Raw genomic sequence first — 26,192 nt, forward strand, 5'->3', positions numbered from 1 at the left:
TTAACGTTATTGAAATTAGAAACTAAAGTTTAAGCCAACAGTATAAGTTTTTTGAATAGGATAATTAAATCCACTTTCACCAAGTTCCACATCCCATACTTTAAAATTAGTAATCAAAAACGGATTGTTTGCTCGAACAAAAAACTTCACGTTTTGCATTTTCAATTTATTCTTCAACAAATCGGGTAAATTATACGCTAGTTCCAAAGCCGTACACCTCAAAAAACTACATTCACGCATAAAATATGTACTTTTACGAATCTCGTTATTATTCTCGTTATACCAATCTTCTTGGGGATTGTGTGTCACAAGATTCCGAGTCGATAACCGAGGCCAAAAAGGTTTTCTCGACATATTATCTTCCGACCAATGATCTTTATAAATAGCCGTTAACATGGCATTATCACCAACAAACGGAGAAATTAATGCAGGATTCATAAAGAATGAACGACGTCCAGAACCTTGAAAAGAAAAGCTAAATTCCCAGTTTTTATAATTCACGAATCCGCTAAAACCATACGTCAAACGCGGAGTTTCGGGAAATCCGATATGAGTGGCATCATTAACATCAATCACTCCATCATTATTCAAATCCCGGTAACGAATATCCCCTGGCATAACATCTCCTCCTTGAACCGGAGCGTTATCTATTTCAGCTTGATCATGAAATAGTCCTTCCGCAATATATCCTACTTGTTGAGAAAGTTCATGCCCTTTCTTCAATTGCCATACCAGTTTATTTGTCGCTTCCTCAATCTTTAGGTAAGTTGCTTTATTATAAGTCAATGTACCATTCAAGATCATCCAGAAATCATTTGAAAAAGCATGCTGCACTTTACCGGAAAAATCTATTCCTTGAGATTTGGCTTTTCCAATGTTAGCCAACGGGGCTATCTCAAATCCCATGGACGATGGAATCGTTGTCCTGCTACCGATAATATTATGGCGAATCTCTTGATAAGCATCCAACGTGAAATCCAACAAACCATCAAACAATTTCATCTCCAATCCAAGATTCACTTGTTCCGCTATCTCCCATTTTATATCCTCGTTCGCGTAAGAATATATTCGGTATCTTTTCATTTCAGTTCCTCCCGGCATAGGATTCCATGCTGTCACTTGACGATCCAATAAAGGTAAATAAACGAAACGCGGCTCTTTTATAATTCCATCATTACCAACCTGCCCGTATGAGATTCTAAATTTCATAAAAGACAACCAATTTGAAGTTGCGCTCATAAAAGGCTCTTTAGAAACAATCCATGCACCTCCAGCAGCAGGGAAAAATCCCATCTTATTCTGTTTAGCGAACCGCTCGGATCCATTATACCCGAAACTAGCTTCAACAAAATAACGGTCTTTATACCCGTAACTTCCTCTCACGGAAAGTCCTAAATTACGATGTTCCATCCCGTTCAAAATAGAAGAAGCCGGCGAAGCAGTTGACTCCAAAGCATTCAAAACCACAGTTAAACTAGTTTGATGATCTCCCCACGCTGCTGTATGCAAACCGCGTAATTCATACGTCGTTTGGGTGCTTGCCGTACTGGAAGTCTGCCCAAGTTTCAATGTTCTATCGGAAATCATTGAGTTTAAAAGAGCCAATTTATGCTTACCCGTTTCAAAATCATAGTTTTCCAATGCATACAAATAAGGTGAAGTTGTATTTGGCGTTGAATAATAACCGGTTTGAGTCAACGATATACTTGCCCGTACCTCCAAACCTTTCAGTAATCTAGACAAATTATGTATATATTCAGCTTTATTTGTCACGGAATACCTCGTTCTTTCCAAATAACCACTGTGAATCAACGAATAAGGATTTTTTTGTAAACTCAGTGAACTACCAAAACGAAGGTGAGGCCAATTACTATTATCATCCCCTGGGTACATGGGTGCAAAATCTACGGGTGAAGCCGCAAAAGCCAACGCATATGCTTCTTGGGCACTCTCGTAAGGACCATGATATTTATCCAATGAAGCCGAAGAGTTCACCACAAGTTTGATTCCCGCATTCAAATTAATATTCAAATTAGCCCGAAAAGAAGTGGTTGAATTCGTGATATTACAGTCAAAATCATTCAAACGATCGGTCTTTAACATACCCTTATCCCGGTTGTAATTTAACGACACGTAATACTGGATAATATCAGAACCACCTCGAATATTCAAACCAAACCGATGGTTCACGGAATAATCTTTAAACAATACATCGTACCAATTATTCGCGGGGTATACCCAAGAAGGATAATCGGGGGAACCGGTACGATTTATTCTTTCCACACTATATTTAGGCGTTGCCTCCGGATCCCGTCCGACTAACGCTTTGTTATACATTTTCATATAAGTAATCGGATCTACCACATCAATCTCTTTCGTTGGCATAGACGCTACTGCCTCGTAACGAACAGAAGCATAAACACTACCAGCTTCTCCCTTCTTTGTTGTTACCAAAATTACCCCATTCGCACCACGAGCTCCATACATAGCAGTAGCAGAAGCATCTTTCATCACACTAAAACTTTCAATATCTTCTGGTGCAATACGAGAAAGATCCAATTTAGAAGACTCTACGCCATCGATTAATATCAACGGGTCAATATTAGCATCCGTCTGGAAAGAAGTAATTCCGCGAATATAAAACTTTGTGTTCATCTCTTCTTCCGTTAATGCTCCGGGAAGCCCCCCTGTTTGCCAACCAACAATACCCGCAATCTTACCTGCAAAACTAGCCGTCAAATCACTATTCGACGATTTCAAATCCATCGGACGCACAGTAGTAATCGCCGACACCACGCTTTCTTTTTTCTGTTCTCCAAAAGCCACGACAGTTACCTCTTCCAAATTTTCCTCTGTGGATTCCAAACGAATATTCAACTTCTCTTTCCCTTTAATATCAACAATCTTTGTTTCAAAACCAATAAAAGAAACCCGCAACACATCATCCGGCTTAGCGGCAATAGTATAGCGTCCTTCAGCGTCAGAAGCAACTCCTTGCGTTGTTCCCACGACCATGATTGTCGCCCCAGCAATAGGATTTCCCTTTTCATCCACAATACGACCGCTGACCTGAATTAAAGTACTTTCTTGTTTCGGCCCAACAAGAATTTTACCATTTGCTTGTTGTGAACAGGTTAATCCAGTTCCCTCCAAGCAAGCCTTTACCGCCTCGAACACAGTGATCTTTTCCCGTTTCAAAGTAATCTTTTTCGCCTCTTTCATCACGACCTCTTCCCGGAAGGTGACCACGTTTCCCCCGAGTTGGTTGATTTCATGCAGTGCCCGCAACACGCTGAAATCCTTGAAGTCAAATGAAATGGTTTTCTGATTTGCCTGCTGCGCTAAAAGCGAGGCAGACCCCAGCAACAGTACCACGAAAAGTGAAAAAACACTAAACGCTCTTCTGTACGTGCATAAAAGTCCTGAAAAGACTTTTGGTTTCGTCCTTTTTTTCATAGATTTGTGATATTAAATTTAACATTAGCCTTGTCGCTGAACAAGGTCGTCAAAGTGGAGCGCCCGCAAAGTTGCTCCATTTTGCTTTTTATTATGATTTATTTCTTACGTACACGACATTTCCCTCGATTTTAAATTCAGGTCCCCCCGTGAAGGTGAACGCCTCCAAGATAGACTTCAGCGTTTCGTCCTTGCTGAAGTAACCGTTGAACGTGTAATCCTTCTTTGCCCCGGTTTCATAAATAAATTTCACGCCATACCAACGCTCTATCTGCCGGGTCACAACCTCTATATTTTCCTTGTTAAACATGAACATACCCTCTTTCCAAGCGATGACGTTATCCAGATTCGCCTCGGACACGCTTAATTTCCCGGTTTGTGGATTCCAACCTGCCTGCTTACCGGGTGAAAGTACCACCTTGCCAGTGGTATCCGCCAATGACGCCACGTCTACCTTTCCGGTGAAAAGCGTGGTAATCACATCAGCCTCGTTTTTATAGGCCTTGATATTAAAAGAGGTTCCCAACACTCTCGTGCAAATATCGTTGGTTCGCACGATAAAAGGCCGTGCGGCATCCGGGGTTACCTCGAAGAACGCTTCGCCTTCCAAGCGTACCACCCTTTCGCCCTTGCCGAAAAGAACGGGAAATTCCAATTCACTCTCGGAATTGAGCCAAACCCGGGTTCCGTCGCTTAACACCAAAGAGTAGAAGCCCCCGGTTGTCGTGATAACCTTATTCATCTCCAACTTATCCGGCATCACCGAGTCTGCTTGCATCCGGTCGGAATCGTAAACCAACTTGTCCTCCTGTCCCATGACCAACGCTGTCCCCACCCGTGTGGAATCCTGTTGTATCTTGGTCATCCCCACTTTTTCCCCGTCCGCCAAAACCAGAATTACCTTATCCTGTACTGTCGCCGCGGAAGGCAACACCTTGGCAATTTCCACTTTCTTGAGTTGTACCTTTTTCGGGGTATCTAGCACGTACTCGAAAAGGAGCATACTCCCCAGTATGAAGACTGCCGCGGCACTACCGCACCACAAGAGATAACGTTTTACCCGCTTTTGCCTGTTCCGCCTCGTCAAAGAGCGCAAAATATCGGACTGCAATTTCCCGTAGTCCGTTTGTAGATCGTATCCCGATTTCAAATTCAAATGTTCCTTCAAACTCTCGTCGGCAACAATCTTATCACAAAGTGCCTGCCGCCCTTCGCCCCCTTTAATCCAGACCTCAAACACCCGCTTCTCCTCTTCGGTTGCGATGCCGTATCTTACGCGTAAGATGATCCGTGCGATTTGATGACTCTGAAATTCTTTCATTCTTTTACATTTTATCTAAAGACACCACTGATTATCGTTTGGTATTACACGAGAGGATAATTTTTTTGAAAATATTTTACAATCACAATCGTACTCCTTGATTTTTCAAGAAAGACAAAACCACGTATTGCAGGAATCATATAAAAATGTGTATATTTGTTGCACATTTATTCATCCAATATTGTAGTGGTGCTTCATTGGATTAGTAAAAGATTTCTATATGCGAAGTAATAAAAAGGTCACGGGCAATCATTTTGATCTGGGAGATTTTATCCGAGAGTACTTCGCATCTTTATGCGCCATTGCATTCAAAATAACCGGAGATTCGGATGCCGCACAGGATATAGCTCAAGAGGTGATCATCAAATTTTGGGAAAACAAAAAACAACACGAGAATCTGGAATCCATCGAAAATTACCTGTTTATCATGGTGCGCAACGAATCCCTGAATTATCTCCGGGGACTCGCCCGTGAAAAGAACCGTTACGAGCAGGTAACGTTTATTAATGAACAAGAAGATTCCGTGTGGGACACGATTATCGAGCAAGAAACGAATCTACTGTTACTCGAAGCCATCAATGCCCTTCCTCCTCAATGCAAGCGAATCGTGGACCTTTCCCTCGCCGGGAACAACACGAAAGAGATCGCAGAAGAATTGGGCATTGCCGTGAATACCGTCAAAGTATTGAAAAGCCGAGCAATTCATAAATTGAGGGAATATTTTTCAGAGAATGATATTTGGATAGAGTTTTAGGGTAAAATAGTTTCCAGTAGCGTTGGAAACTACTTTTCAGTGACACTGGAAACTATTTTCTATTACAACTGCATAGTTTCCTACTTTCCGGTTTTCTCCTTATCTTCGCGGTAGAAAACGACAACACATGGAAAAAACAAATCAATGAGCGAAGTATCAAACAAGCATAGTCATTATGAAAATTCTTTAGAAGAACAATTTGTTGAAGATATAAAACAGATAGTACAACAAGGCAAACACAAGGCTTACGTAACGATTAATTCCGCCATGTTGGAAACTTACTGGAATATTGGTAAACGTATTGTAGAACAGGAACAAGAAGGCAAAGAACGAGCCGATTACGGTGTTTATCTTTTGAAGTTGTTATCCAAGGAACTCACTCATGAATTTGGCAAAGGATTTTCAAAAAGTTTGTTGTACTACTGTCGACAGTTTTATATAGAATTTTCTCCCGAAATTTTCCACACAGTGTGTGGAAAATTGACATGGTCTCACTGTAGACGACTGGTTAGTGTAACAGATATCAATGCAAGAAATTGGTATATGCGAGAAGCTATTCATGAAACATGGAGTGTACGTACTCTCGACAGAAACATTTCTTCACAATATTATTACCGTCTATTACAATCTCAGCACCAGAAGCCAATTGTTGATGAGATGAAACAAAAAACAGAGCTTTTCCAACAAGATAAACTAGAGTTTATCAAAAATCCGATCGTTACCGAGTTTTTAGGGCTATCGTCAAATATTGATTTTACCGAAACAGAACTCGAAAGCAGTATCCTTTCTCACCTGCAAAAATTCCTCATGGAAATGGGAAAGGGTTATGCTTTTGTTGCACGTCAACAACATATTAGTACTGATGCCGGAGATTATTTTATAGACTTAGTTTTCTATAATTATATACTTAAATGTTTTATATTAATAGACTTAAAAACCACACAAATATCGCATCAAGACGTGGGACAAATGGACATGTATGTGAGGATGTACGATGAACTTAAACGAACAGAAGGAGATAATCCTACAATAGGTTTGATTCTTTGTGCCGAAACAAGTCAAGATATTGCTCGCTATTCCGTGTTACATGATAATACACAACTATTTGCTGCCAAGTATCTAACTTATCTGCCTTCAGAACAAGAACTGAGAATCGAAATCGAACGACAAAAAGAAATTTTCCAATTGCAACAGCAAACAGAAAAGGGAATTGAAAAAATATAAAAGGTTACCGCAAGCAAAATACACATGGAAAAAACAAATATACGGGCATACACACAAAAGGAGTTGGCAGAAATCCTCGTGCAACACGGGGAGAAGGCATTTAGGGCAAAGCAAATATGGCAATGGCTTTGGCAAAAGGGAGTTACGAACTTTGATGATATGAGGAACCTGTCGAAAGAAACCCGGGAACGTCTTGCCTCACTATTCACTTTACAGACCGGTACACTTACTCATCGGCAAGAAAGCAGCGACGGTACTACAAAGTTAGGATTCACGTTGCCCGACGGTAATCTGATCGAGGCTGTTCTTATCCCCAGCCGGGATAAAGCGACAGCTTGCGTGTCCTCACAGGTGGGATGTAAACTGAAATGTAGTTTTTGTGCCACGGGAGGATTGGGATTCACCCGCAACCTGCTGCCGGAAGAGATATACGACCAAGTAGTTGCCGTCAAACGCCTAGCGGAAGAAAGAGGCACATCGCTTTCCAATATTGTATTCATGGGAATGGGAGAACCGTTATTGAACTACGACAACGTGCTGCAAGCGATAGACCGTATCACGGGAAATGACGGATTGGGCATGTCGCCCTCACGCCTCACGCTATCCACCTCGGGAATAGTGGAAGGTATCCGGCGCCTTGCCGATGACAACGTACGTTTCAACCTCGCTATTTCTCTACACTCTGCGATAAATGCCACACGGGATAAAATCATGCCGATTAACAAAGCATACCCGCTCCCAGAATTGGCAGAAGCGATAAAATACTTTGTTGACAAAACAGGGACTCGCCCCACTTTCGAGTATCTATTACTGAAAGGCGTAAATGACAGTCTTGAGGATGCCAAAGCACTGGCGCTATTCTGTCGTCAATTTCCCGTGAAAATCAATATCATCGAATATAACGAGGTCGACAACGCACCCTACCGCCACAGTCCCGATGCGAACAGGGATCAATTCGTTCGCTTCCTCGAAAGCAAGAACATCGTGGTCAACGTCCGCCGCAGCAAAGGTAAAGATATAGATGCGGCTTGCGGGCAATTGGCGAACAAGAATAAATGAGTTCATAAAGTTTATAAGGTTTATAAAGTTCATAAAGTAATAAACCCTAGCGGGCACTTTATTTATAACAGCACTAACGGACAATTAACACCCGTGACTCTATGGGCTTTACACCCTTACGAACTCGCTAAAGAATACTTTATAAACTTTATAAACTTTATGAACTTTATAAACCTTATAAACTAACCTCACCTCCCGGCTTCACGTATCACGAGTAACTAAACACCTTACTGTCAACTCGTACTATGAAAACATTATTAGTAGCGATATTGCTTGTCGGATGCAATATCACGTCAGTAACAGCGCAATCCGACGGAACGATTAACAACCGGGCAATCGACTCACTCGACTTGAAAAAGTATGTCGGCCTATGGTATGAAATTGCACGTTTTGACCATCCTTTCGAGCGGGGGCTGGTCGGAGTAACAACCAACTATGTTGTCAAACCCGACGGCGACATAGAAGTCATCGGATGCGGCTATCGGGACAGTCTATCGGGAGAGAAAAAAGAGATTGTCGGGAGAGTACATATCCCGGACACCACTCGCCCCGGGGTGCTGAGAGTCACGTTTTTTCTGGTTTTCAACACGGACTACCACATTCTGGAGGTTGAAAAGGATTACAGCGCAGCCCTCATCGGCAGTTCACAATGCGACCACCTCTGGATCGTGAGCCGTACGCCGAAACTGCCTCCCCAAAAATTGCAAGACCTTATACACAGGGCACAGAAACGGGGGTATGACACGACCGCACTGATTTTCGTTCCACACGAGCGGGAACAAATCCGACAGGAGTTCACCAAACTCTGAGTAATTTTCCATATTTTTGAACCGTTAAAGGCTCAGAAATATGGAATTATTCATGTATATCACCGGGGGAGCACTTTTACTCCTCAATATCATACTGCTCGTAATCTTGCTCCGCACCCGAAAGAGCACGGATGCCCGGGAATCTTTTGTTCAACTGGAACAGAGTATAGCCCGCGTGGAAAAAGCATTCCGGGAGGAATTCCGCTATAACCGGGAAGCGGACGAGAACCGCTCTCGACAGGATAGAGAAGAACTTGCCGCATCACTCAACAATTTTCGCACGGAGCACCGGGAAGCACTAAAAAATATCACCACACAAACAAATGCCGCCATAGAAGCGTTCCAGAAAAGTTTCACCGAAAGCATGAACGCCTCGAATCGCCTGCAACGGGAGAAACTGGGCGAGCTGAGTACCCGCCAACAGGAGCTTCTGCAAAACACGGAAAAACGGCTGGAAGAGATGCGTGCCACCGTGGACGAAAAACTACAAAAAACACTTCACGAGCGCATCGGTCAATCATTCGAACTCGTGAGCAAACAACTCGAAAGCGTGCAGAAAGGATTAGGAGAAATGCAGACTCTCGCCCAAGACGTGGGAGGACTAAAACGAGTACTCAGCAACGTGAAAATACGCGGAACAATAGGAGAAGTACAGCTCTCCATGCTTCTTGAACAAATCCTTGCACCGGAACAATACGACACGAATGTCAAAACGAAGAGAGGCTCGGACAAACTGGTGGAGTTCGCCATAAAACTACCGGGAAAAGACAACGGCGAAGACTCCGTCTATCTCCCCGTGGATGCTAAATTCCCGAAAGATATCTACGAACAACTATTAGAAGCCCACGAGAGCGGTGACCCGAAACGTGTAGAAACCGCCTCCCGCAATATAGAGCAGACCATCCGGGGTATGGCAAAAGACATCCGGGAGAAATACCTCGACCCGCCACACACGACCGATTTCGGTATCATGTTTCTTCCTTTCGAGAGCATTTACGGGGAAGTGATTCGCCATTCCTCGCTGTTGGAGCAGTTACAACAGGAGTATCATGTCATCGTGACGGGACCAACCACACTTGCCGCCATTCTCAACAGTCTGCAAATGGGATTCCGTAGCTTAGCCATCCAAAAACGAAGCAGCGAAGTATGGCGTATCTTGAGCGCCGTGAAAACCGAGTTTGACAAATTCGGCGGGATGCTCGAAAAAGCTCAAAAGAATCTCCAGACGGCAAACAACCAACTTGAAGAAGTCATGGGAAAACGCACCCGTGCCATACAACGCCACCTGCGTTCGGTGGAAGCATTGCCCACCCAAGATGCCCCGACTCAACTTCCGGAACCCGACATCACGGAGGAAGTATAAAAACAAATACATCTTGCTAGCTTCTTTCCCGACTTTTTATTAGTTTTGCCCTAACAAGAGATTATTCATAAGAAATTAAATATATTTATGGAAACAAAGAAAAACAAAACCACCCTGCTCATTATGGCAGCCGGTATGGGTTCCCGGTTCGGTAGTCTGAAACAACTCGCGTTGTTGGGACCGCACAAAAAAACATTATTGCACTACTCCATTTATGACGCCGTGCATGCCGGATTTGACAAGATCGTTTTCATCATCCGCCGCAGCTTTGAAGAAGAATTTAAAGAAGCCGTGGGGAAATATGCCGAAAGTCTGGTGGAAACCGTGTATTGCTTTCAGGAAATGGATCGGCTGCCCGGGAATATGCCTCCTATCGAACGGGAGAAACCGTGGGGTACGGCACACGCTATCTGGTCGGCAAAAGACAGTATCAACGAACCTTTTATCGCTATCAACGCCGATGACTTCTACGGTCGTGACGCTTTCGTGAAGATGCATGATTTCATCGCAAATAATCCGGACGAAAACTGTTTCAGCCTTGCCGGTTACCGGTTAGCAGCCACGCTGTCGGAAAACGGTACCGTATCGCGGGGAGTATGTACCGCGGACAAAGACAACTTCCTGACCAGCATCACGGAACGCACCAAAATCGGACGTGAAGGTACGGTTATCAAAGACATGGACTCCGGTGTTATCCTCCACGAGGACGATGTGGTATCCATGAATTTCTGGGGATTCACGCCTATGCTTTTCGGAGAAATCGAAAAACAGTTTGTCGACTTTTATCATGCCAACAGCAATAACCCGAAATCGGAGATATACATCCCGTTCGTGGTAGACGAACTGATCAAGCAGAAGACCGTGAAAGTGAAAGTACTGAACACCAGCGCAAAATGGTTTGGTGTCACTTACAAGGAAGACACGGAACTCGTGAACAATGCCCTACAAAAATTCGACGGGGAAGGGCTGTACACGGACATGGGGAAATAAAAAAAACAACGGGAAAACATAAAAAAAACAACGCCATGGATAAACTAAAGAAGATATACGACACGTTCGTATCCAGCGGTCGATTCGTGTCGGCCACGCCTTACGGGTCCGGGCACATCAACGACACTTATCTCGTCAAGGTAGATGAGGATGTTGAATATATCCTTCAACGGCTCAATAGCAACGTATTCAAGGATATTCCAAAACTCGTGAAGAACAAGGAACTGGTATGCGGACACATTCGCAACCGTCTTATCCGGCACAAGGTGAGTGATATCACCCGTAAATACATCACGTATTTCTACACGGACAAAGGAAACGCGTATCACAAGGATTACGAAGGGAACTACTGGACTCTCTCCTTGTTTATCAAGGGCTCAAAGAGTTACGACGTCATTCCGGACTCCCAGATCGCTTATCAAGTGGGTATCGGGTTCGGCGAATTCGAAAACCGGATATCCGATTTTGACGCCAGATTATTGACGGAAACGATTCCTTTATTCCATAACGTTCCCCGACGCCAGCGAGAATTAAAGGAAGCACTGGCAAAAGCCAGCCCTGAAAGAATCGAGTCAAGTAAAGAATTGCTCGAATATTTAAAGAAATTCGACAAGCAAATGCTCGAATTACAGCAGCTGAAAGACGACGGGTTCCTTCCGCTTCGGGTGACACATAACGACACGAAAGCCAACAATCTTTTGTTCGACCACAACGATCGCCCGCTATGCGTGATTGATCTGGATACCGTGATGCCGGGAATCGTGCATTATGATTTCGGGGATGCCATCCGTTCCGCTTGTAACTCGGCCGGGGAAGAAACCCGCAACCTTGATGAAGTGGTATTCAACATGGCATTTTTTGAGGCGTTCACTGCCGGATTCATGGAAAAGGCAAAACACCTCTTTACCCTAAGAGAGAAAAAAACACTGGCACAAGGATGTATTCTGATGACCTATTTGCAAGCGGTACGTTTCCTGACGGATTACCTTGACGGTGATCATTACTACCCGATCACCTACCCGGAGCACAACCTGCAACGGACAAAAGTGCAAGTCCGCCTTCTACAAGACATGGAACGTCACTTCGAGAAAATGAATCAATTCATTCAGGAACAATAAAAAATAGGGTGGCTTTGCCACCCTATTTTAGTCTGTAAAGTCCATAAAGTCGAGCCTTCGGCTCCTAAAGTCCATAAAGTCCATTATTTCATAACGCAATGATATACACTATCATAATACATACATCACCCGTACATTTGGCCTTACGACATTATGGACTTTCAGACCTTACGGACGAGAAGGTGTGTTTCGACACACCTTCCTCTTATTTCTTTTTGCAGCAATCTTCTTTCTTTCCGGTTTTAGAGCAGCAATTGTCACCGCATTCTCCCTTGCACGTTTGATCTTTTTTGTGATGATCACATTTGCCTTCACATTCATGCTTTCCGCTCTTGTGGTCACATTGGCTGCAATCTCCTTTGCACTCTGCTTTTGCACCTTCTTTGCAACATTTGTGTCCTTTGTCGCATTTGATAACTTTACCGTCTTTGTCACACAAAGCAAGAACTTTCACGTCATGTCTTTCGATAGCCGCTTTCAATCCCGGCAAGGAGTTCTTATCCATACGATAGGTCACCAACACGGTAGAATCCTTCATATTCAACTTGTAATCCTTTATCCCTTTCTCGAAAGGCATATTCTTGTCTAACTTCGCTTTACAAGAAGGACAATGGATACCCACCTTGAAAATAACAGTCGTATCTTTTTTTGCTTGCGCATTCACGGTTAAACCCATCATTACGAACACTACCAGCGTAAATAAAATCTTCATTGTTTTCATATTCAAATATTTATTTATTATCAATTTTTAGTCTTCAACTTTTATCTTTTAGTTTTTATCTCATCCTTTCCGGTCTAAAGCAAAACGCAAACCGATATAGAATTTACGTCCATGAAGAGGGCCCCAGACTTTCGACGAGTCGAACGTACTGCTCCAAGGATCGTGAGCGTTCACGATCGGATTTTTCTGCGTGAAATCGCCGATATTCTCGCATCCGGCATAAACACTCCACAAGCGGAAATATTTTGTCACCTGAGCGTTCATAATCTGGAATGCATCGAAACGAGGTGCAACCCGAAACTCATCAGCAATGCCTCCCTGTTCGGGTAAACGACCGGAACCGTTGAACTGCGTGGTGAAATCGAACTGCCACTTTTTCAGGTTCGTGAAATACGACAAGTTCACCATACCTTTGTAACGACTGGTAAACGGGGTACGTCTCAACTCTCCCTTAATCGTGGTCTTCACGTCATTATAACGATATGCCACCGTCGCTTCCAGACGAGGAATCAATTCGTATTTCACCTCTGCCTGATAGCAATTGGAATAGGACTTCCCTTCCAGATTATAGAAATTCACCTGATCGAATGTCGTTTCGTTATCCACTACTACTTGATCGTTGAACTTCGTGTGATAGTAATCAAGATTAACATTCAACGTGCGTCCGAACAAAGTAAACTTCCGGTTCACGTTTGCCCCGAAATTCCAAGAATCTTCCATCTTCAACTCGTCCAACAAGTGAGGATTCTTAGCCAATAACTTACCTTCCACGTAAAAATTAGCGGCAGAAGCCAAGAGGTAGCTATTCTCCGCGAGAATATTCGCCGTGCGTAATCCCCGCCCGAAAGTAGCTTTTATATTCGTGAACTCATCCGGCTTATACATGATATGAGCCCGGGGCGTCCAGATACTACCGAAAATATTGTGATAATCATAACGCAAACCCGCCATCACGACAAACCGCTCGTCCAAAAACTCTCCCGTGTACTGGAAGAAAGCCCCCGGAACACGCTCCTCGCGCTTGAAAGTAGCATCCACCCCCTCGAGTCCGTCCGCCACGACCAATTGATCGCGGAAATCCTCGTCATACTTGTCATAAGTAAAACTAATACCTGCCGAGTACATCTGTCCCGGATTATTCCCGAATATGGACTGATAAATATAATTAGCGAAGAAACTCTTTTGTCCCGCATTATATATTTTCTTCCCGTAATACGAATCCTGCGTGTGATCCGTGTAATTCAGCAGCAATGCCATACTCGTGTTCTCGTATTGAGGCATCAGATACCCTAACTTCAAGAATCCCTCGTAACGACGCGTATCGATACCTATCTTGTAAAGCCCGTAGGTCGGATTCGGCTCGGCATGTCCCCCGTGCGAGGTTTGTCCCCCCTCACGAGTTTCGTCGATAAACTTTCCACCGAATTGAAGGAACCAAGAATCATCCTTGTACGCCCAACGATTCATCACGTTATACTGTGTCTTTTCGGGCATATCCAGAAAACCGTCCTTATTCCCGTCGTGCGGCTCCTCCATCCAGTCCCCGTGCAAAAGGAACATCGTGCTCCATTTATCATTGAAACGGATACTGAAATTAGAGTTAAACTCGTACATCCCCTCGCTACTGGTAAACACGTTTGCCGAAAACAATTCCGGATCACGGGGTTTCTTGTAATCCACGCTGATCTGGCCTGCCATCGACTCGTAGCCGTTGATAACCGAACCGGTACCTTTAGACACGGAAATAGCCGACATCCAAGGACCGGGAATATAAGTCAACCCGTACAGAGAAGCAAGTCCCCTAAAATTAGGCATATTCTCCGTCATCATCTGCACGTATTTTCCCGTCAGCCCGAGCAACTGAATCTGTTTTGCTCCCGTCACCGCATCCGCGTAAGAAACATCCACGGACGCATTGGTCTCGAAACTTTCGCCCAAGTTACAGCAAGCGGCTTTACACAATTCCTCCCCCGTAATCAATTGCTCGATCAACGGACGATTGGTCGTCATCACCGTACTTTGCTTCCGGGCTTGCACGTTCACTTCATCCAACAACTCCCCAGATTGCAACGTACAGGTAACAAACTTATCCGTCGATTTCACTTGAATAGTATCCGACCGATAACCGATAAAGCTGATTACCAACTTTCCCACCTTCTCCCACTTCAACTTGAACTCTCCGTTACCGTCCGTCACGGCTCCTTTGCTCGTTCCAACCCAATACACGTTTGCCCCGGCAAGCGGTTCCTCGCCATCGGCTGTTTCCTCCATAACCCGGCCTTTAATTGTTTGCGCCTGCAATCCGAAGGACGCGAACAAACACACCATAATAAAAAGATTTCTCATACAATTACTTTCGCTCTTGATTTTAGTTTCAATTCACACATAATACTTCTCGGCCAAGCATACACGCACGACCAGTCTGAAAGGGACCCGCGGGGATTCCTTCTTCACGGAACAGAAATAAATCAACAACGGAATGTACACAGCAACTCCAATGGCGGAGAATTATCCGTGTACGTCAAGGCAGGATTAAATGATTTGACAATAGATGTAGCACGATCGGAAAAGACAGGGGCAGAATCCACCTCCATCACCATATCGCTGAACTGCACCTCGAAATGAGAAGCAGCCCACTCGCCGTAGACCTTATAATATGTATGCTGTTGTTTCGCGTTATCACAATTCTTTTTGTGCATATTATGGCACGAGTGACAACAAACACAACCGTGCGTACAAGGACACGGCGTATCAGCAGGAATGAATATCAAACGCGAATAAGTTTCCTGACAACGATGGCAGTACACCTTACTCACATTTACCCCGATTGTCCCTAAAAGGAAAACAACCAATAACAAAAGGGCGCGTATATTCATTTTTTGCTGTTTCATCGTTTGCAAAAATAAAACTTTATTTCAATCCACATACTCTAAAACAGAGCATTAACAATTTATTAACGGTTTTTTTATTCAAATTCTCTCTCTATTGATGTAAAAAATCGAAAAAAAGTATTACTTTCGAATTTCAATATAGATGTAGATTATTTATCATTCCAACAAACTATGAGAAAAATATTACTATTCGGGCTATTTGTAGTTCTTATCGCTTCTTGCAGCAAGAAAACGAATGTCGAGATCACCGGAGCCATCAAAGACGCGGACAACACGAAAGTATACTTGGAACAAATTGACGTGAGTTCCCGGAAAGTTATAGACTCAACAAAAATTAACAAGAAAGGAGAGTTTACTTTCAAGATTAATGTTGACCTACCGACCTTCTATGCGCTAAAATTCGCTAATAACGAGCAGGTTACAATCATCGCCACTCCGGAAGAAAAAATAGAAATAAGTGGAAAACTCGATGACATCAAGAACAACTATTGGGTAGATGGATCGGAAAATTCATTGTGGATCAAATTATTAAACTTCCAACTCGATCGTACGATCACGCTGACCGACTCCTTGAGAAAATCCTATCAGGCGCTGCCACAGGAGCCTGCTTACGACAAACAAAGAGAAGAATACGCCAAAGCTTGGGAGGAGGCTATAAACAAACAGATCAACTTCACCCGGGATTTTATCATCAAACACGCAACCTCTCCGGCATCCTACTACGCCCTGTACCAGAAAATCGGAGGAAATCTCGGTATCATGGACGAGATAGAAGACCTTCATTATTTCAAGGTAGTGGCATCGTCATTAACCGCTTTGTACCCGGAATCGCAATACACGAAAGCGATCATGAACCATTTGAAAGAAATATCCCAAGCGATCCGCAACCAGCAATTGGCAGCCGTGATCAACAACTCGGAAAGTTCTCTGCCGGACATCACTCTTCCCAACACGGAGGGGAAACCGGTATCATTGCTCTCCCTGAAAGATAAATATATCGTGCTCGACTTCGGGCTAATCACCGCCAAAGAAAGTCAGGAATACATCAAGGAGATGAAAACGGTATATGACAAATTCAAGAAACAGGGCGTTGAAATCTACATGGTCTGTCTGGATAAAAACAGATTGCTGTGGGAAGAAATCATAAAACAGAACAAGATCAACTGGATTTGCGTATGGGATGAAGGTGGTTTGCAAAGCAGAGCTGCCGCAAGCTGGAACATCAAAAATATTCCGGCAAACTATATCATCAACCAGAAAAAAGAGATTGTCGGCAAGAACTTGTACGGCAGTCGTCTGGAAGATCGTTTGAACACTTTATTGAAGAAATAATAAAAACAGAACGAACATATCATCATGCAGGGTAAGAACGTTTATTTCCTCTCCGATGCACACTTGGGTGCCAAACTATTGAAAAATAACCGGGAAAGGGAATTGATGCTCGTGGATTTTTTGAAAAAGATAAAACCCGTTTGCTCGGAGCTCTACCTGTTGGGTGATATGTTCGATTTCTGGTTCGAATACAAACACGTGGTTCCCAAAGGACACGTGCGCTTTCTGGCAGAACTCGCCAATTTCACCGACAGCGGGATAAAAGTTCATTTTTTTACCGGAAATCATGACATCTGGGCGTTCGACTACTTGGCAAAGGAATGTGGGGTGATCCTGCATACCTCTATGTTCGAAATCGAAATGAACGGGAAATCCTTCCTTATCGGACACGGCGACGGACTCAACCCGAATGACAAAGGCTATCTTTTCCTCAGCAAAGCCTTCCACAATCGTTTCCTGCAAAGATGCTTCCGGCTGATTCATCCCGACTGGGGTATCGCTTTGGCAAACAGATGGTCATCACACTCCCGACTAAAAGGAAACGGGAAAATAGACGCAAGAGAATACTTGGGAGATGACAAAGAAGAGATCGTGCTGTATTGCAAGAAAGTATTGCAGGAACGGCACATCGATTACTTCATTTTCGGTCATCGCCACCTTCCCATCTTTATGCAACTGGCGGAATCCAGCTATTATATCAACACGGGAGACTGGATTACTCATTTCACGTATGCCAAATTCGACGGAGAAAAAGTTTCACTGGAAAAACTCGAAGAGAAAAAATAACCCTATCCATTTTGTTTCCGTGTAAAATAATCCTAACTTACCTGCCTGTATGTGAAATAAAGATCGACAGTTATGTTAGTCAAAATATTCGGCGGTGCCGTGTACGGCATCAATGCTATTACAATTACAATAGAAGTAAACATCCTCTGGGGTGCTAAATTCATCATCGTGGGATTACCGGACAATGCCGTGAAAGAAAGTCAACAACGCATCGATTCCGCCCTCCGGGAAATAGGACTTAAAATCCCGGGTAAAAGAGTTATTATCAATATGGCTCCCGCCGACGTGAAGAAGGAAGGCTCCGCTTACGATCTCCCGATAGGTATCGGTATTCTGGCTGCCAATGAACAACTTCCTGATGCCGACTTGGAACACTACGTCATCATGGGCGAATTGTCCCTTGACGGAAGCCTGCAAGCCGTAAAAGGCGTACTGCCCATTGCCATTCACGCGAAAAAAGAAGGATTCAAAGGAATCATCCTCCCCCATCAGAATGCCAATGAGGCCGCTGTTGTTCAAGATTTCGAGGTATATGGCTTCCGGCATATCAACGAGGTCATTGCTTTCTTGAAAAAAGAAAAATCATTCTCCCCCGCGGTGTTCGACCGGAAAATCATGAAACAGCACTCCGACAACGAATTATTGGATTTCAAAGACGTTAAGGGACAAGAGAACGTGAAAAGAGCCATGGAAATCGCCGCCGCGGGCGGACACAATATGATCATGATTGGCTCACCGGGCTCGGGAAAGACCATGCTCGCCCGAAGATTACCGACAATCCTGCCGCCCATGACCACGGAAGAAGCTCTCGAAACAACCAAGATACACTCCGTCGCGGGAAAAATACAAAACAACAATTCCCTGATCGTCAACCGTCCTTTCCGATCCCCCCACCACACGATCTCGAACGTGGCTCTTGTCGGTGGCGGCTCTTGGCCTCAACCCGGGGAGATTTCACTGGCACATAACGGAATATTATTCCTTGACGAACTACCCGAATTTCAGAGATCTGTACTGGAAGTTTTACGCCAACCGCTGGAAGACCGGATGATTTCCATCAGTCGTTCCAAATTCAGCGTGGAATACCCGGCAAATATCATGCTCATCGCTTCCATGAACCCCTGCCCCTGCGGTTACTACAATCACCCCACCAAAGAGTGCAACTGTCCGCCGGGAGCCGTGCATAAATACCTGTCCAAAATATCGGGTCCTCTGCTTGATCGCATTGACATACATATCGAAGTCGTCCCCGTCGAACTGGATAAAATGACCAGCAACACCGAAAGCGAACCCAGTGCCGCCATTCGCGAGCGGGTGATTGCCGCCAGAGAAATACAGACTGCCCGATTCCGCGAGCATCAAGGCATATATTGCAACGCCCAGATGACGTCACCTCTGTTGAAAAAATATTGTCTTTTGGATGATAGATGCACCGCCTTGCTGAAAATCGCTATGCAACGTTTCGGCCTATCAGCCAGAGCATACGACCGCATCATAAAACTATCCCGCACAATAGCGGACTTGGAACACAGTGAAAAAATAAAACCCGAATACATCGCCGAAGCCATACAGTATCGCAGCCTCGATCGCGAAGGGTGGGGAGGATAAAAAAATTCAGTGATTTTATGATTGACGATTAGGTGATTATAGAATCACGAAATCAATCAATCGACAATCACAGAATCAATTCACGTTTAAACCCGACTCAAGATATCCTCCAAGCCTTGGAAGTGATTTTTGTAGTCTTCCGCACTTCTACGAATCACCTCGTAGGCTTCTTCCTTATTATACACGTGGGTAATTTCCGTGCGGCGTTCTTCTCCCGGAAGATCCTTGTAGGTCAGGAAATAGTGTTTCAAACGATCGATCACCACGTGTGGCAACTCGGATATATCGTTATACACGCTATACGTGGCATCATGTTTCAACACGGCGATAATCTTATCGTCAGCCTCGTTCTTGTCCAACATACGGAATCCCCCGATCGGGCGAGCCTCTGCAATAATATCCCCGTGGGATATCGTTTTCTCTGTCAACACGCAAATATCCAACGGGTCGCCGTCACCGTGTATATCCGCCCGCTGGGTTTGCTCCATGCAATAGTCAGCAACCAGATCCCCGCAATAAGTCTGCGGCAAAAAACCGTACAACGCAGGAACCACGTTTGAATACTTCTGCGGACGGTCAATCTTGATATAACCGCTCACTTTATCCAACTCGTACTTCACCGTATCGGTAGGCACCATCTCGATAAATGCTGTCACCACTGCCGGAAAATCCGGCCCGATATCCAACCCATGCCACGGATGTGACTTGTACCTCAACCCCATCAATCGGGCGATAGGGTCATTAATTTTATTTCCCATAACTATTTCGTTTAAAAAAAATATGTGTCATACACCTTTATATCTATTCACCGAACAAATGCAACTCGATCTGTTCTATCAAGATGTGAATAATCTTGATATGAATCTCCTGTATCCGGTCGGAATAACCATTCCACGGGACACAAATATTCACATCGCATAAATTCTTCATCTTACCGCCGTCCTTACCTGTCAGCCCGATCACCAGCATTCCCCGATCATGCGCTGTATTCACGGCATTCACGACATTTGCCGAATTACCGGACGTGCTGATAGCCAGCAGGACATCTCCCGCTTTCCCGTGCGCCTCCACGTACCGGGAAAACACATAATCAAAACCGAAGTCATTCGCTACACACGTCAAATGCGTCGGGTCGGAAATCGCCACGGCAGGCAATGCCGGGCGGTCACCCCTGAAGCGTCCTGTAAGTTCTTCCGCGAAATGCATGGCGTCACTCATGGAACCGCCATTACCGCAGCTAATCACCTTACCGCCGCTTTTCAGAATCCGGGATAATATCTCGGCTGCCAACCCGACCTGTTTCAACTTCTCGTCATCCGCCACAAAATCAGCCAACACCTGCTGTGCCTCTAAAAAACTCTTCTTGATACTATCCATCTTCTTAGGGTATTACATTTATCTTATTTTTTCCATTCGACGATCCTCCCTCTTTCCTTCTTCAACATTCCCGGGGGGACCACCTGTTTGATATCCTCGCAAAGCAGGTCTATCAACTTCTGCTTCGTATAGTGGCGCGAATAAATGACGCTCACCTCCCGCAAAGGCTTATAGGTCGTGAACGAACGAACTTGCTTTTTTTTCTCCTCCGTCATATACAACAATGCCAGTTCCGGGATTAAAGTAAAACCGCCTTCCCTATCCACGATCTTCATCAATGTTTCCAACGAATTGCTCTCGAAATCAAAGGGCAGGTTCTTGTGCTGCGTGTCGTGCATATCGCACAAGTTCACCACTTGATCGCGAAAACAATGACCGTCACCCAGCATCCATATATCGGGAGTGGCGATATCCTGTATTTCTACGTCTTTCTTCTTCAAAAGTTCATGACCGGCGTGAGCGTAGATCATCATTTCTTCATAAAAGACGGGGCGTTCCACGATCTTCTCGTCATGGAAAGGCGTAACAAAAATGCCCGCGTCCAACGTGTCCCGTTTCAATCGCTTGATAATCTCTTCGGATACCAACTCCTCAACCTCGACCTTCACGGCTGGATAACGGCGGATATAATCCCCTATAAAAATAGGTAACAGGTAGGGGGCCAACGTGGGAATAATCCCGATCTTCAAAGAGCCTGCCACCTCCTGTTTTTCCTCGTTGATAATTTCTTTTATTCTTTGTGTCGCCGATAAAACCGTCCGTGCCTGAGCGATCAGTTTTGCCCCGATATCCGTGGGCACCACCGGTTGTCGGCTCCTGTCAAAAATGATTACACCGAGATCGTCTTCCAACTTTTTGATTTGCATACTCAGCGTCGGCTGTGTCACGAAGCAACTATCCGCTGCCGTGGCAAAATGCCGATGCTCGTCAACGGCTACAATATATTCCAGTTGTGTCAGTGTAATCATAAATTTGTTCTATTCAAAAAAATCCTTCATCTTGGAGAATATGCTTTTCTTGTCATTACTTCCGGGCTTGAATCCAGTCGTTTCTTTCATTTTCTCCACTAACTTTTTCTCGTCTTTCGACAAGTTCTTCGGAATCCACACGTTCACCTTCGCCAACAGGTCACCTTTCCCGTACCCGTTCACGTCCGGCAAACCTTTTCCGCGCAAGCGCAATATTTTACCCGGTTGAGTTCCTGCCTCTATTTTCACTTTCACCTTGCCCTCTATCGTCGGAATCTCTACCGTTTCTCCCAGAACCGCTTCGGGGTAACCGATAAACACGTTATACAACAAATCATTGCCGTCCCTTACCAGATCAGGATGCTCGTCTTCTTCCACCAGCACAATCAAATCTCCATTCACACCTCCGCGACGGGCAGCATTGCCTTTACCGCCCAATGACAGCTGCATCCCTTCAGCCACCCCTGCCGGAATATTAATCGTGATCACCTCTTCCGACAACAACACGCCCTCTCCGTTACAATAGGTACATTTCTCGTTAATAATCTTTCCTTCACCCTCGCAAGTGGGACAGGTGGAAGTCGTCTGCATGGCACCGAGAATTGTATTCTGCACTCGGGTAACCTGTCCCGAACCGTTACAGGTCGAGCAAGTAGTGAAAGACTTCCCGTCTTTCGCACCCGTGCCGCTACAATGCTGGCAAGCCACGTATTTTTTCACCTTAATTTTCTTTTCAACTCCGGTAGCTACTTCTTGCAGGTTCAATTTCACCTTCACCCGCAGATTCGTACCCCGGTTCACCCTACGGGCTGAACGTCCGCCCCCGCCGAAACCACTGAAGCCGCCAAAACCGCCCATCCCACTAAAGATATCCCCAAAATGAGAGAAGATATCATCCATGCTCATGCCTCCACCACCGAAACCACCGGCACCACCCATCCCGGCGTGTCCGAACTGGTCGTAACGGCGCCTTTTATCGTCATTGCTCAACACATCGTACGCCTCGGCAGCCTCCTTGAACTTCTCCTCTGCCTCCTTGTCACCCGGGTTCTTATCCGGATGATACTTCAATGCCAGTTTGCGATACGCTTTTTTTATTTCAGTAGCATCGGCATTTTTAGACACGCCCAACACTTCATAATAATCTCTCTTTTCCATTACCACGCAATCTTAATTTATTCGCCTACAACCACTTTCGCGAAACGCATCACCTTATCGTTCAAATAATATCCTTTCTCGATACAATCCAGCACTTTCCCCTTCAATTCGGGAGTCGGTGCGGGAATAGTGGTCACAGCCTCGTGAATATCCGTGTTGAAATCCACCCCGTCCGTCTCGATCTCCTTTACACCGTTTTGCGTTAGGAACGTCTTGAAATTAGCATAGATCAAATCCACCCCTTCTTTCAAGGCTGCCACATCCTTTGACACGCTCATACTCTTCAAGGCTCTCTCGAAGTTATCCACCACAGGCAGAATATTTGTCAATATCTGCTCCCCGGCACTCTTCGTCAATTCCATTTTCTCTTTCAAAGTACGTTTCCGGTAATTATCAAATTCCGCCGACAACCGCAGATATTTGTCATTCATCTCCGCCAGCTTTTGTCCCAACTCTTCCAATTTACTCTCTTCCTTTTTGCAAGATTTATCCTCTTTCTTCTTGTGAGACTTTTTTTCTACCTCATTCTCAACATTCTGTGACTCCTCCAGTTCTTCCTCGTGAGTCGCTCTCTTCTCTTCTGACATATCGTATATATTTTTTTATGAATAAACAAATTAAGCTACTTTTTTCAAGCAAAATCCCTGCCAACAAGTCAACATGCCACATTGACAAACAAAACGAGTGTCAATGTGGCACAATATGCTGCCACAAAGATATAACAATTAAGTGATTTACGCCCTCAATCTAAAATCTAAAATCATCAAATCTAAAATTCACAACATCCCATTATCCGCGAAACTATAATATCGATCGGGGCAAACGATAATATGATCAAGCAGAATGATATCCAACAACCTTCCCGCTTCCTGAATCTTTTTCGTCAGAGCAATATCCTGCGGACTCGGACGATTGTTACCGCTAGGGTGGTTGTGCGCGATAACGATAGAACACGCTTTGGCTTCCAACACTTTCCGGAACACCATCCGGATATCGATAATCGTGTTTTCCATACCTCCGGAGAACAAACGTTCACATGACTTTATCCGACAGGCACTCGAAAGGGTAACCACCCAGAACTCCTCGTGATCCAAATCCCCGATGAGCGGTTGCAGATAGTCATACAGATCCCGGCTTGTCGTCAGCACGGGCTCTTCTCGGGCGGCAGCCAACGCTCTGCGCCGCCCGATCTCCACCGCGGCGATAATCGAGGCTGCTTTTGCCATGCCCACTCCCCTGTAACGGTTCATGAAATCCGTCACGGACAAGCGCGCCAAAGTATTCAAGTCATTATTGCAATCCGCCAGCATACGCCGGGCAAGATCAAGAGCAGACTCCCCGCCGCTTCCCGAGCGCAACAGGATAGCGAGCAACTCATTTGTGGAAAGCGTGGCGACGCCGTTCGCCAACATCTTTTCCCGGGGCTTATCATCCTCCGCCCACGAGGAAATAGGAATATATTCTCCAGCCATAACCTTATCTTTACAGCCGGTAATGTAACCATTTTTTTTCAAAATAAAAAAAAAATCTTAAGAATAAATTCTCAAGATTACCCGACACATAAAAAATAAAGGTAACAAGCTCAAGACCTATTACCCTAATATCTTATGTCTATTGAAATTACAGCTTATTCACGTGCAAAGCCAACTTCGATTTCAAGTTTGCAGCTTTGTTTTTGTGGATAATATTCTTTTTCGCAAGCTTATCTAACATAGATGAAACTTTCGGTAACAAATCTGCTGCAGCCTCTTTCTCAGTCAACGCACGTAGTTTCCTAACGGCATTTCTAGCAGTTTTAGCGTAGTAACGATTATGTAATTTTCTCTTCTCGCTCTGCCGTATTCTTTTTTCTGATGATTGATGATTTGCCATCTCTACAAATTAATTTAATTCAACTTTGTAGTCCGTACGGGAATCGAACCCGTGTTACAAGAATGAAAATCTTGCGTCCTAACCCCTAGACGAACGGACCATTAAATATCCACTACCTTCTCGGTAGTCCGTACGGGAATCGAACCCGTGTTACAAGAATGAAAATCTTGCGTCCTAACCCCTAGACGAACGGACCATCGCTAAGCCGATTATTATCAGCTTTGTAGTCCGTACGGGAATCGAACCCGTGTTACAAGAATGAGAATCTTGCGTCCTAGCCCCTAGACGAACGGACCATATTTTGCTTTAGCGGTTGCAAATATACGGCAAATTTCATTCCAACCAAAGAAATCACTATTTTTTTTTCACTAACACACGCTTTTAGCGATATTTACGTCCCCAAATCTCTGTAAATCACCCCAAACACTCGGCGGGCATCTCCTCTCTAAAAGAGAAATATCGTCAAATTATGAATAAAATCATAGATATATTCCTACCTTTGCGGATATTAAATCATTGAATCTTGAAACCTCACTTTCAATTTTCAACTTTCAATTTTCAAATTATATGGCAAAACTGTACCTTATCCCTACCCCCGTCGGCAACCTTGAAGACATCACGCTAAGAGCACTCCGTATATTAAAAGAAGTACCTCTCGTGCTTGCCGAGGACACCCGCACATCCGCGAAATTGCTCAAGCATTACGAGATCAACACCCCTCTGCTCTCGCACCACAAGTTCAACGAGCACCAGCAAGTGAGCCGCATCGCCGAACGCATCGCCCGCGGAGAGGACGTCGCCTTGATCAGTGACGCGGGCACACCCGGTATCTCCGATCCCGGCTTCCTGCTCGTCCGTACCTGTATAGAGCAAGGTATAGAAACCGAATGTCTGCCCGGGGCAACTGCCTTCGTGCCCGCCCTCGTCAATTCGGGGCTTCCCTGCGACCGTTTCTGCTTCGAGGGATTCCTGCCGCAAAAGAAAGGACGACAAAAAAAACTCATCTCCCTCGCCGAGGAAGACCGCACGATGATTTTCTACGAATCCCCTTTCCGCCTTGTCAAAGCGTTAGAGCAAATGGCTGAATTTTTCGGGGAAAGCCGCCATGCCTGTGTTGCCCGCGAGATCAGCAAACTCTTCGAGGACTTCCAGCGGGGTACTCTCAAAGAACTGATCACACACTTCACCGAAAAAGGTGTAAAAGGCGAAATCATCATCATCGTCGAGGGGAAACCCAAAAAGGAAACGGAGGAAGATTCCGAATAAATGTCACAGAAAATGCCACAGAAAATAGAAAATTCCATATCTTTGTTTTGTGAAAATCAAAAGTTGTGCTTTAGATTTTCATGATTTTCTAAAGTTGTACTTTAGATTTTCATGATTTT

The 26,192-nt window shown here is 44.6% G+C and carries 23 protein-coding genes and 3 tRNA genes; 11 read left to right on the forward strand and 15 right to left on the reverse strand.

The annotated features are described in order from the left end of the window. Positions 1–15: 15 nt before the first annotated feature. The gene (locus Q5866_RS13150; protein ID WP_303180696.1) at positions 16–3,456 is read right to left on the reverse strand and encodes a TonB-dependent receptor; all 3,441 of its coding nucleotides are present in this window, start codon (positions 3,454–3,456) and stop codon (positions 16–18) included. Positions 3,457–3,547: 91 nt separating this feature from the next. Further along, positions 3,548–4,777: a FecR family protein gene (locus tag Q5866_RS13155; RefSeq protein WP_303180698.1), complete on the reverse strand. Its 1,230-nt coding sequence runs from the start codon at positions 4,775–4,777 to the stop codon at positions 3,548–3,550. Positions 4,778–4,997: 220 nt separating this feature from the next. Here Q5866_RS13155 and Q5866_RS13160 point away from each other — a divergent pair, with 220 nt between their 5' ends. The 7 genes from Q5866_RS13160 (at position 4,998) to Q5866_RS13190 (ending at position 12,094) form a co-directional block, all read left to right on the forward strand. After that, positions 4,998–5,531: an RNA polymerase sigma-70 factor gene (locus tag Q5866_RS13160; RefSeq protein WP_303180700.1), complete on the forward strand. Its 534-nt coding sequence runs from the start codon at positions 4,998–5,000 to the stop codon at positions 5,529–5,531. Positions 5,532–5,675: 144 nt separating this feature from the next. Further along, positions 5,676–6,755 (forward strand): YhcG family protein, encoded by a 1,080-nt coding sequence (locus tag Q5866_RS13165; protein ID WP_303180702.1) that lies wholly within the window; start codon positions 5,676–5,678, stop codon positions 6,753–6,755. A 24-nt stretch (positions 6,756–6,779) separates the two neighbouring features. Beyond that, complete coding sequence (gene rlmN, locus Q5866_RS13170) at positions 6,780–7,814, forward strand: 23S rRNA (adenine(2503)-C(2))-methyltransferase RlmN (RefSeq protein WP_303180703.1); 1,035 nt, start codon at positions 6,780–6,782, stop codon at positions 7,812–7,814. Between the two features lie 245 nt (positions 7,815–8,059). Next, positions 8,060–8,623, forward strand: a complete 564-nt coding sequence (locus Q5866_RS13175; protein ID WP_227217152.1) for a lipocalin family protein — start codon at positions 8,060–8,062, stop codon at positions 8,621–8,623. Between the two features lie 40 nt (positions 8,624–8,663). Beyond that, on the forward strand, positions 8,664–9,986 hold the full coding sequence (locus Q5866_RS13180) for a DNA recombination protein RmuC (protein ID WP_303180706.1): 1,323 nt from the start codon (positions 8,664–8,666) through the stop codon (positions 9,984–9,986). Positions 9,987–10,073: 87 nt separating this feature from the next. Next, positions 10,074–10,976, forward strand: coding sequence for a sugar phosphate nucleotidyltransferase (locus Q5866_RS13185; protein ID WP_099291666.1), 903 nt, complete (start codon positions 10,074–10,076; stop codon positions 10,974–10,976). A 35-nt stretch (positions 10,977–11,011) separates the two neighbouring features. Next, a complete protein-coding gene (locus tag Q5866_RS13190) occupies positions 11,012–12,094 on the forward strand; it encodes a phosphotransferase enzyme family protein (RefSeq protein ID WP_227217155.1) in 1,083 nt (360 codons plus the stop codon). A 205-nt stretch (positions 12,095–12,299) separates the two neighbouring features. On the opposite strand, the gene Q5866_RS13195 is transcribed toward Q5866_RS13190, so the two are convergent. From Q5866_RS13195 to Q5866_RS13205, 3 genes are all read right to left on the reverse strand, one after another. Next, a complete protein-coding gene (locus tag Q5866_RS13195; RefSeq protein ID WP_099291664.1) occupies positions 12,300–12,815 on the reverse strand; it encodes a heavy-metal-associated domain-containing protein in 516 nt (171 codons plus the stop codon). A 60-nt stretch (positions 12,816–12,875) separates the two neighbouring features. After that, positions 12,876–15,161 carry a TonB-dependent receptor gene (locus Q5866_RS13200; RefSeq protein WP_186975962.1) on the reverse strand — a complete coding sequence of 762 codons (2,286 nt, stop codon included), beginning with the start codon at positions 15,159–15,161 and terminating at the stop codon, positions 12,876–12,878. 122 nt (positions 15,162–15,283) lie between these two features. Then, entirely contained in the window at positions 15,284–15,691 is a 408-nt protein-coding gene (locus tag Q5866_RS13205; RefSeq protein WP_141560932.1) for a hypothetical protein, read from the reverse strand. A gap of 186 nt (positions 15,692–15,877) precedes the next feature. Here Q5866_RS13205 and Q5866_RS13210 point away from each other — a divergent pair, with 186 nt between their 5' ends. From Q5866_RS13210 to Q5866_RS13220, 3 genes are all read left to right on the forward strand, one after another. Next, entirely contained in the window at positions 15,878–17,038 is a 1,161-nt protein-coding gene (locus tag Q5866_RS13210) for a TlpA disulfide reductase family protein (RefSeq protein WP_099291661.1), read from the forward strand. A gap of 24 nt (positions 17,039–17,062) precedes the next feature. Continuing rightward, positions 17,063–17,824: a UDP-2,3-diacylglucosamine diphosphatase gene (locus Q5866_RS13215; protein WP_186975963.1), complete on the forward strand. Its 762-nt coding sequence runs from the start codon at positions 17,063–17,065 to the stop codon at positions 17,822–17,824. Positions 17,825–17,896: 72 nt separating this feature from the next. Then, a complete protein-coding gene (locus Q5866_RS13220) occupies positions 17,897–19,432 on the forward strand; it encodes a YifB family Mg chelatase-like AAA ATPase (RefSeq protein ID WP_303180711.1) in 1,536 nt (511 codons plus the stop codon). 86 nt (positions 19,433–19,518) lie between these two features. Here Q5866_RS13220 and Q5866_RS13225 read toward each other — a convergent pair whose 3' ends face one another. The 10 genes from Q5866_RS13225 to Q5866_RS13270 all read right to left on the reverse strand — a co-directional run bounded on the left by Q5866_RS13225 (position 19,519) and on the right by Q5866_RS13270 (position 25,103). Further along, positions 19,519–20,190, reverse strand: a complete 672-nt coding sequence (locus tag Q5866_RS13225) for an inorganic pyrophosphatase (RefSeq protein WP_186975965.1) — start codon at positions 20,188–20,190, stop codon at positions 19,519–19,521. A gap of 43 nt (positions 20,191–20,233) precedes the next feature. After that, entirely contained in the window at positions 20,234–20,809 is a 576-nt protein-coding gene (gene lpcA, locus Q5866_RS13230) for a D-sedoheptulose 7-phosphate isomerase (protein ID WP_099291657.1), read from the reverse strand. 23 nt (positions 20,810–20,832) lie between these two features. After that, on the reverse strand, positions 20,833–21,777 hold the full coding sequence (locus Q5866_RS13235) for a LysR substrate-binding domain-containing protein (RefSeq protein ID WP_099291656.1): 945 nt from the start codon (positions 21,775–21,777) through the stop codon (positions 20,833–20,835). 9 nt (positions 21,778–21,786) lie between these two features. After that, the gene (gene dnaJ, locus Q5866_RS13240; protein WP_186975966.1) at positions 21,787–22,935 is read right to left on the reverse strand and encodes a molecular chaperone DnaJ; all 1,149 of its coding nucleotides are present in this window, start codon (positions 22,933–22,935) and stop codon (positions 21,787–21,789) included. A gap of 17 nt (positions 22,936–22,952) precedes the next feature. Then, positions 22,953–23,522 carry a nucleotide exchange factor GrpE gene (gene grpE, locus Q5866_RS13245; RefSeq protein WP_303180715.1) on the reverse strand — a complete coding sequence of 190 codons (570 nt, stop codon included), beginning with the start codon at positions 23,520–23,522 and terminating at the stop codon, positions 22,953–22,955. Positions 23,523–23,711: 189 nt separating this feature from the next. Beyond that, on the reverse strand, positions 23,712–24,407 hold the full coding sequence (radC, locus tag Q5866_RS13250; RefSeq protein WP_099291653.1) for a DNA repair protein RadC: 696 nt from the start codon (positions 24,405–24,407) through the stop codon (positions 23,712–23,714). Between the two features lie 148 nt (positions 24,408–24,555). After that, positions 24,556–24,807, reverse strand: a complete 252-nt coding sequence (gene rpsT, locus Q5866_RS13255; protein ID WP_099291652.1) for a 30S ribosomal protein S20 — start codon at positions 24,805–24,807, stop codon at positions 24,556–24,558. 28 nt (positions 24,808–24,835) lie between these two features. Beyond that, positions 24,836–24,907, reverse strand: a tRNA-Glu gene (locus tag Q5866_RS13260). A gap of 24 nt (positions 24,908–24,931) precedes the next feature. Continuing rightward, positions 24,932–25,003 (reverse strand) — tRNA-Glu (locus tag Q5866_RS13265). Positions 25,004–25,031: 28 nt separating this feature from the next. Beyond that, positions 25,032–25,103, reverse strand: a tRNA-Glu gene (locus Q5866_RS13270). A gap of 271 nt (positions 25,104–25,374) precedes the next feature. Between Q5866_RS13270 and rsmI the strand changes: the two genes are divergently transcribed. Next, positions 25,375–26,073: a 16S rRNA (cytidine(1402)-2'-O)-methyltransferase gene (gene rsmI, locus Q5866_RS13275; protein ID WP_303180717.1), complete on the forward strand. Its 699-nt coding sequence runs from the start codon at positions 25,375–25,377 to the stop codon at positions 26,071–26,073. The last annotated feature ends 119 nt before the right edge of the window (positions 26,074–26,192 follow it).

The sequence above is a fragment of the uncultured Butyricimonas sp. genome (genome assembly GCF_959596855.1).
GTDB classification, from domain to species: domain Bacteria; phylum Bacteroidota; class Bacteroidia; order Bacteroidales; family Marinifilaceae; genus Butyricimonas; species Butyricimonas muris.

Excerpts from the sequence above, each read along its gene's own strand:
- radC (WP_099291653.1), bottom strand. The coding sequence starts at position 24,407 with ATGGCTGGAGAATATATTCCTATTTCCTCGTGGGCGGAGGATGATAAG.
- Q5866_RS13225 (WP_186975965.1), bottom strand. The coding sequence starts at position 20,190 with ATGGGAAATAAAATTAATGACCCTATCGCCCGATTGATGGGGTTGAGG.
- Q5866_RS13235 (WP_099291656.1), bottom strand. The coding sequence starts at position 21,777 with ATGATTACACTGACACAACTGGAATATATTGTAGCCGTTGACGAGCAT.
- dnaJ (WP_186975966.1), bottom strand. The coding sequence starts at position 22,935 with ATGGAAAAGAGAGATTATTATGAAGTGTTGGGCGTGTCTAAAAATGCC.
- Q5866_RS13175 (WP_227217152.1), top strand. The coding sequence starts at position 8,060 with ATGAAAACATTATTAGTAGCGATATTGCTTGTCGGATGCAATATCACG.
- grpE (WP_303180715.1), bottom strand. The coding sequence starts at position 23,522 with ATGTCAGAAGAGAAGAGAGCGACTCACGAGGAAGAACTGGAGGAGTCA.
- rsmI (WP_303180717.1), top strand. The coding sequence starts at position 25,375 with ATGGCAAAACTGTACCTTATCCCTACCCCCGTCGGCAACCTTGAAGAC.
- Q5866_RS13185 (WP_099291666.1), top strand. The coding sequence starts at position 10,074 with ATGGAAACAAAGAAAAACAAAACCACCCTGCTCATTATGGCAGCCGGT.
- Q5866_RS13190 (WP_227217155.1), top strand. The coding sequence starts at position 11,012 with ATGGATAAACTAAAGAAGATATACGACACGTTCGTATCCAGCGGTCGA.
- rpsT (WP_099291652.1), bottom strand. The coding sequence starts at position 24,807 with ATGGCAAATCATCAATCATCAGAAAAAAGAATACGGCAGAGCGAGAAG.
- Q5866_RS13160 (WP_303180700.1), top strand. The coding sequence starts at position 4,998 with ATGCGAAGTAATAAAAAGGTCACGGGCAATCATTTTGATCTGGGAGAT.
- Q5866_RS13215 (WP_186975963.1), top strand. The coding sequence starts at position 17,063 with ATGCAGGGTAAGAACGTTTATTTCCTCTCCGATGCACACTTGGGTGCC.
- Q5866_RS13210 (WP_099291661.1), top strand. The coding sequence starts at position 15,878 with ATGAGAAAAATATTACTATTCGGGCTATTTGTAGTTCTTATCGCTTCT.
- Q5866_RS13180 (WP_303180706.1), top strand. The coding sequence starts at position 8,664 with ATGGAATTATTCATGTATATCACCGGGGGAGCACTTTTACTCCTCAAT.
- Q5866_RS13200 (WP_186975962.1), bottom strand. The coding sequence starts at position 15,161 with ATGAGAAATCTTTTTATTATGGTGTGTTTGTTCGCGTCCTTCGGATTG.
- Q5866_RS13150 (WP_303180696.1), bottom strand. The coding sequence starts at position 3,456 with ATGAAAAAAAGGACGAAACCAAAAGTCTTTTCAGGACTTTTATGCACG.
- lpcA (WP_099291657.1), bottom strand. The coding sequence starts at position 20,809 with ATGGATAGTATCAAGAAGAGTTTTTTAGAGGCACAGCAGGTGTTGGCT.
- Q5866_RS13220 (WP_303180711.1), top strand. The coding sequence starts at position 17,897 with ATGTTAGTCAAAATATTCGGCGGTGCCGTGTACGGCATCAATGCTATT.
- Q5866_RS13155 (WP_303180698.1), bottom strand. The coding sequence starts at position 4,777 with ATGAAAGAATTTCAGAGTCATCAAATCGCACGGATCATCTTACGCGTA.
- Q5866_RS13205 (WP_141560932.1), bottom strand. The coding sequence starts at position 15,691 with ATGAATATACGCGCCCTTTTGTTATTGGTTGTTTTCCTTTTAGGGACA.
- rlmN (WP_303180703.1), top strand. The coding sequence starts at position 6,780 with ATGGAAAAAACAAATATACGGGCATACACACAAAAGGAGTTGGCAGAA.
- Q5866_RS13195 (WP_099291664.1), bottom strand. The coding sequence starts at position 12,815 with ATGAAAACAATGAAGATTTTATTTACGCTGGTAGTGTTCGTAATGATG.
- Q5866_RS13165 (WP_303180702.1), top strand. The coding sequence starts at position 5,676 with ATGAGCGAAGTATCAAACAAGCATAGTCATTATGAAAATTCTTTAGAA.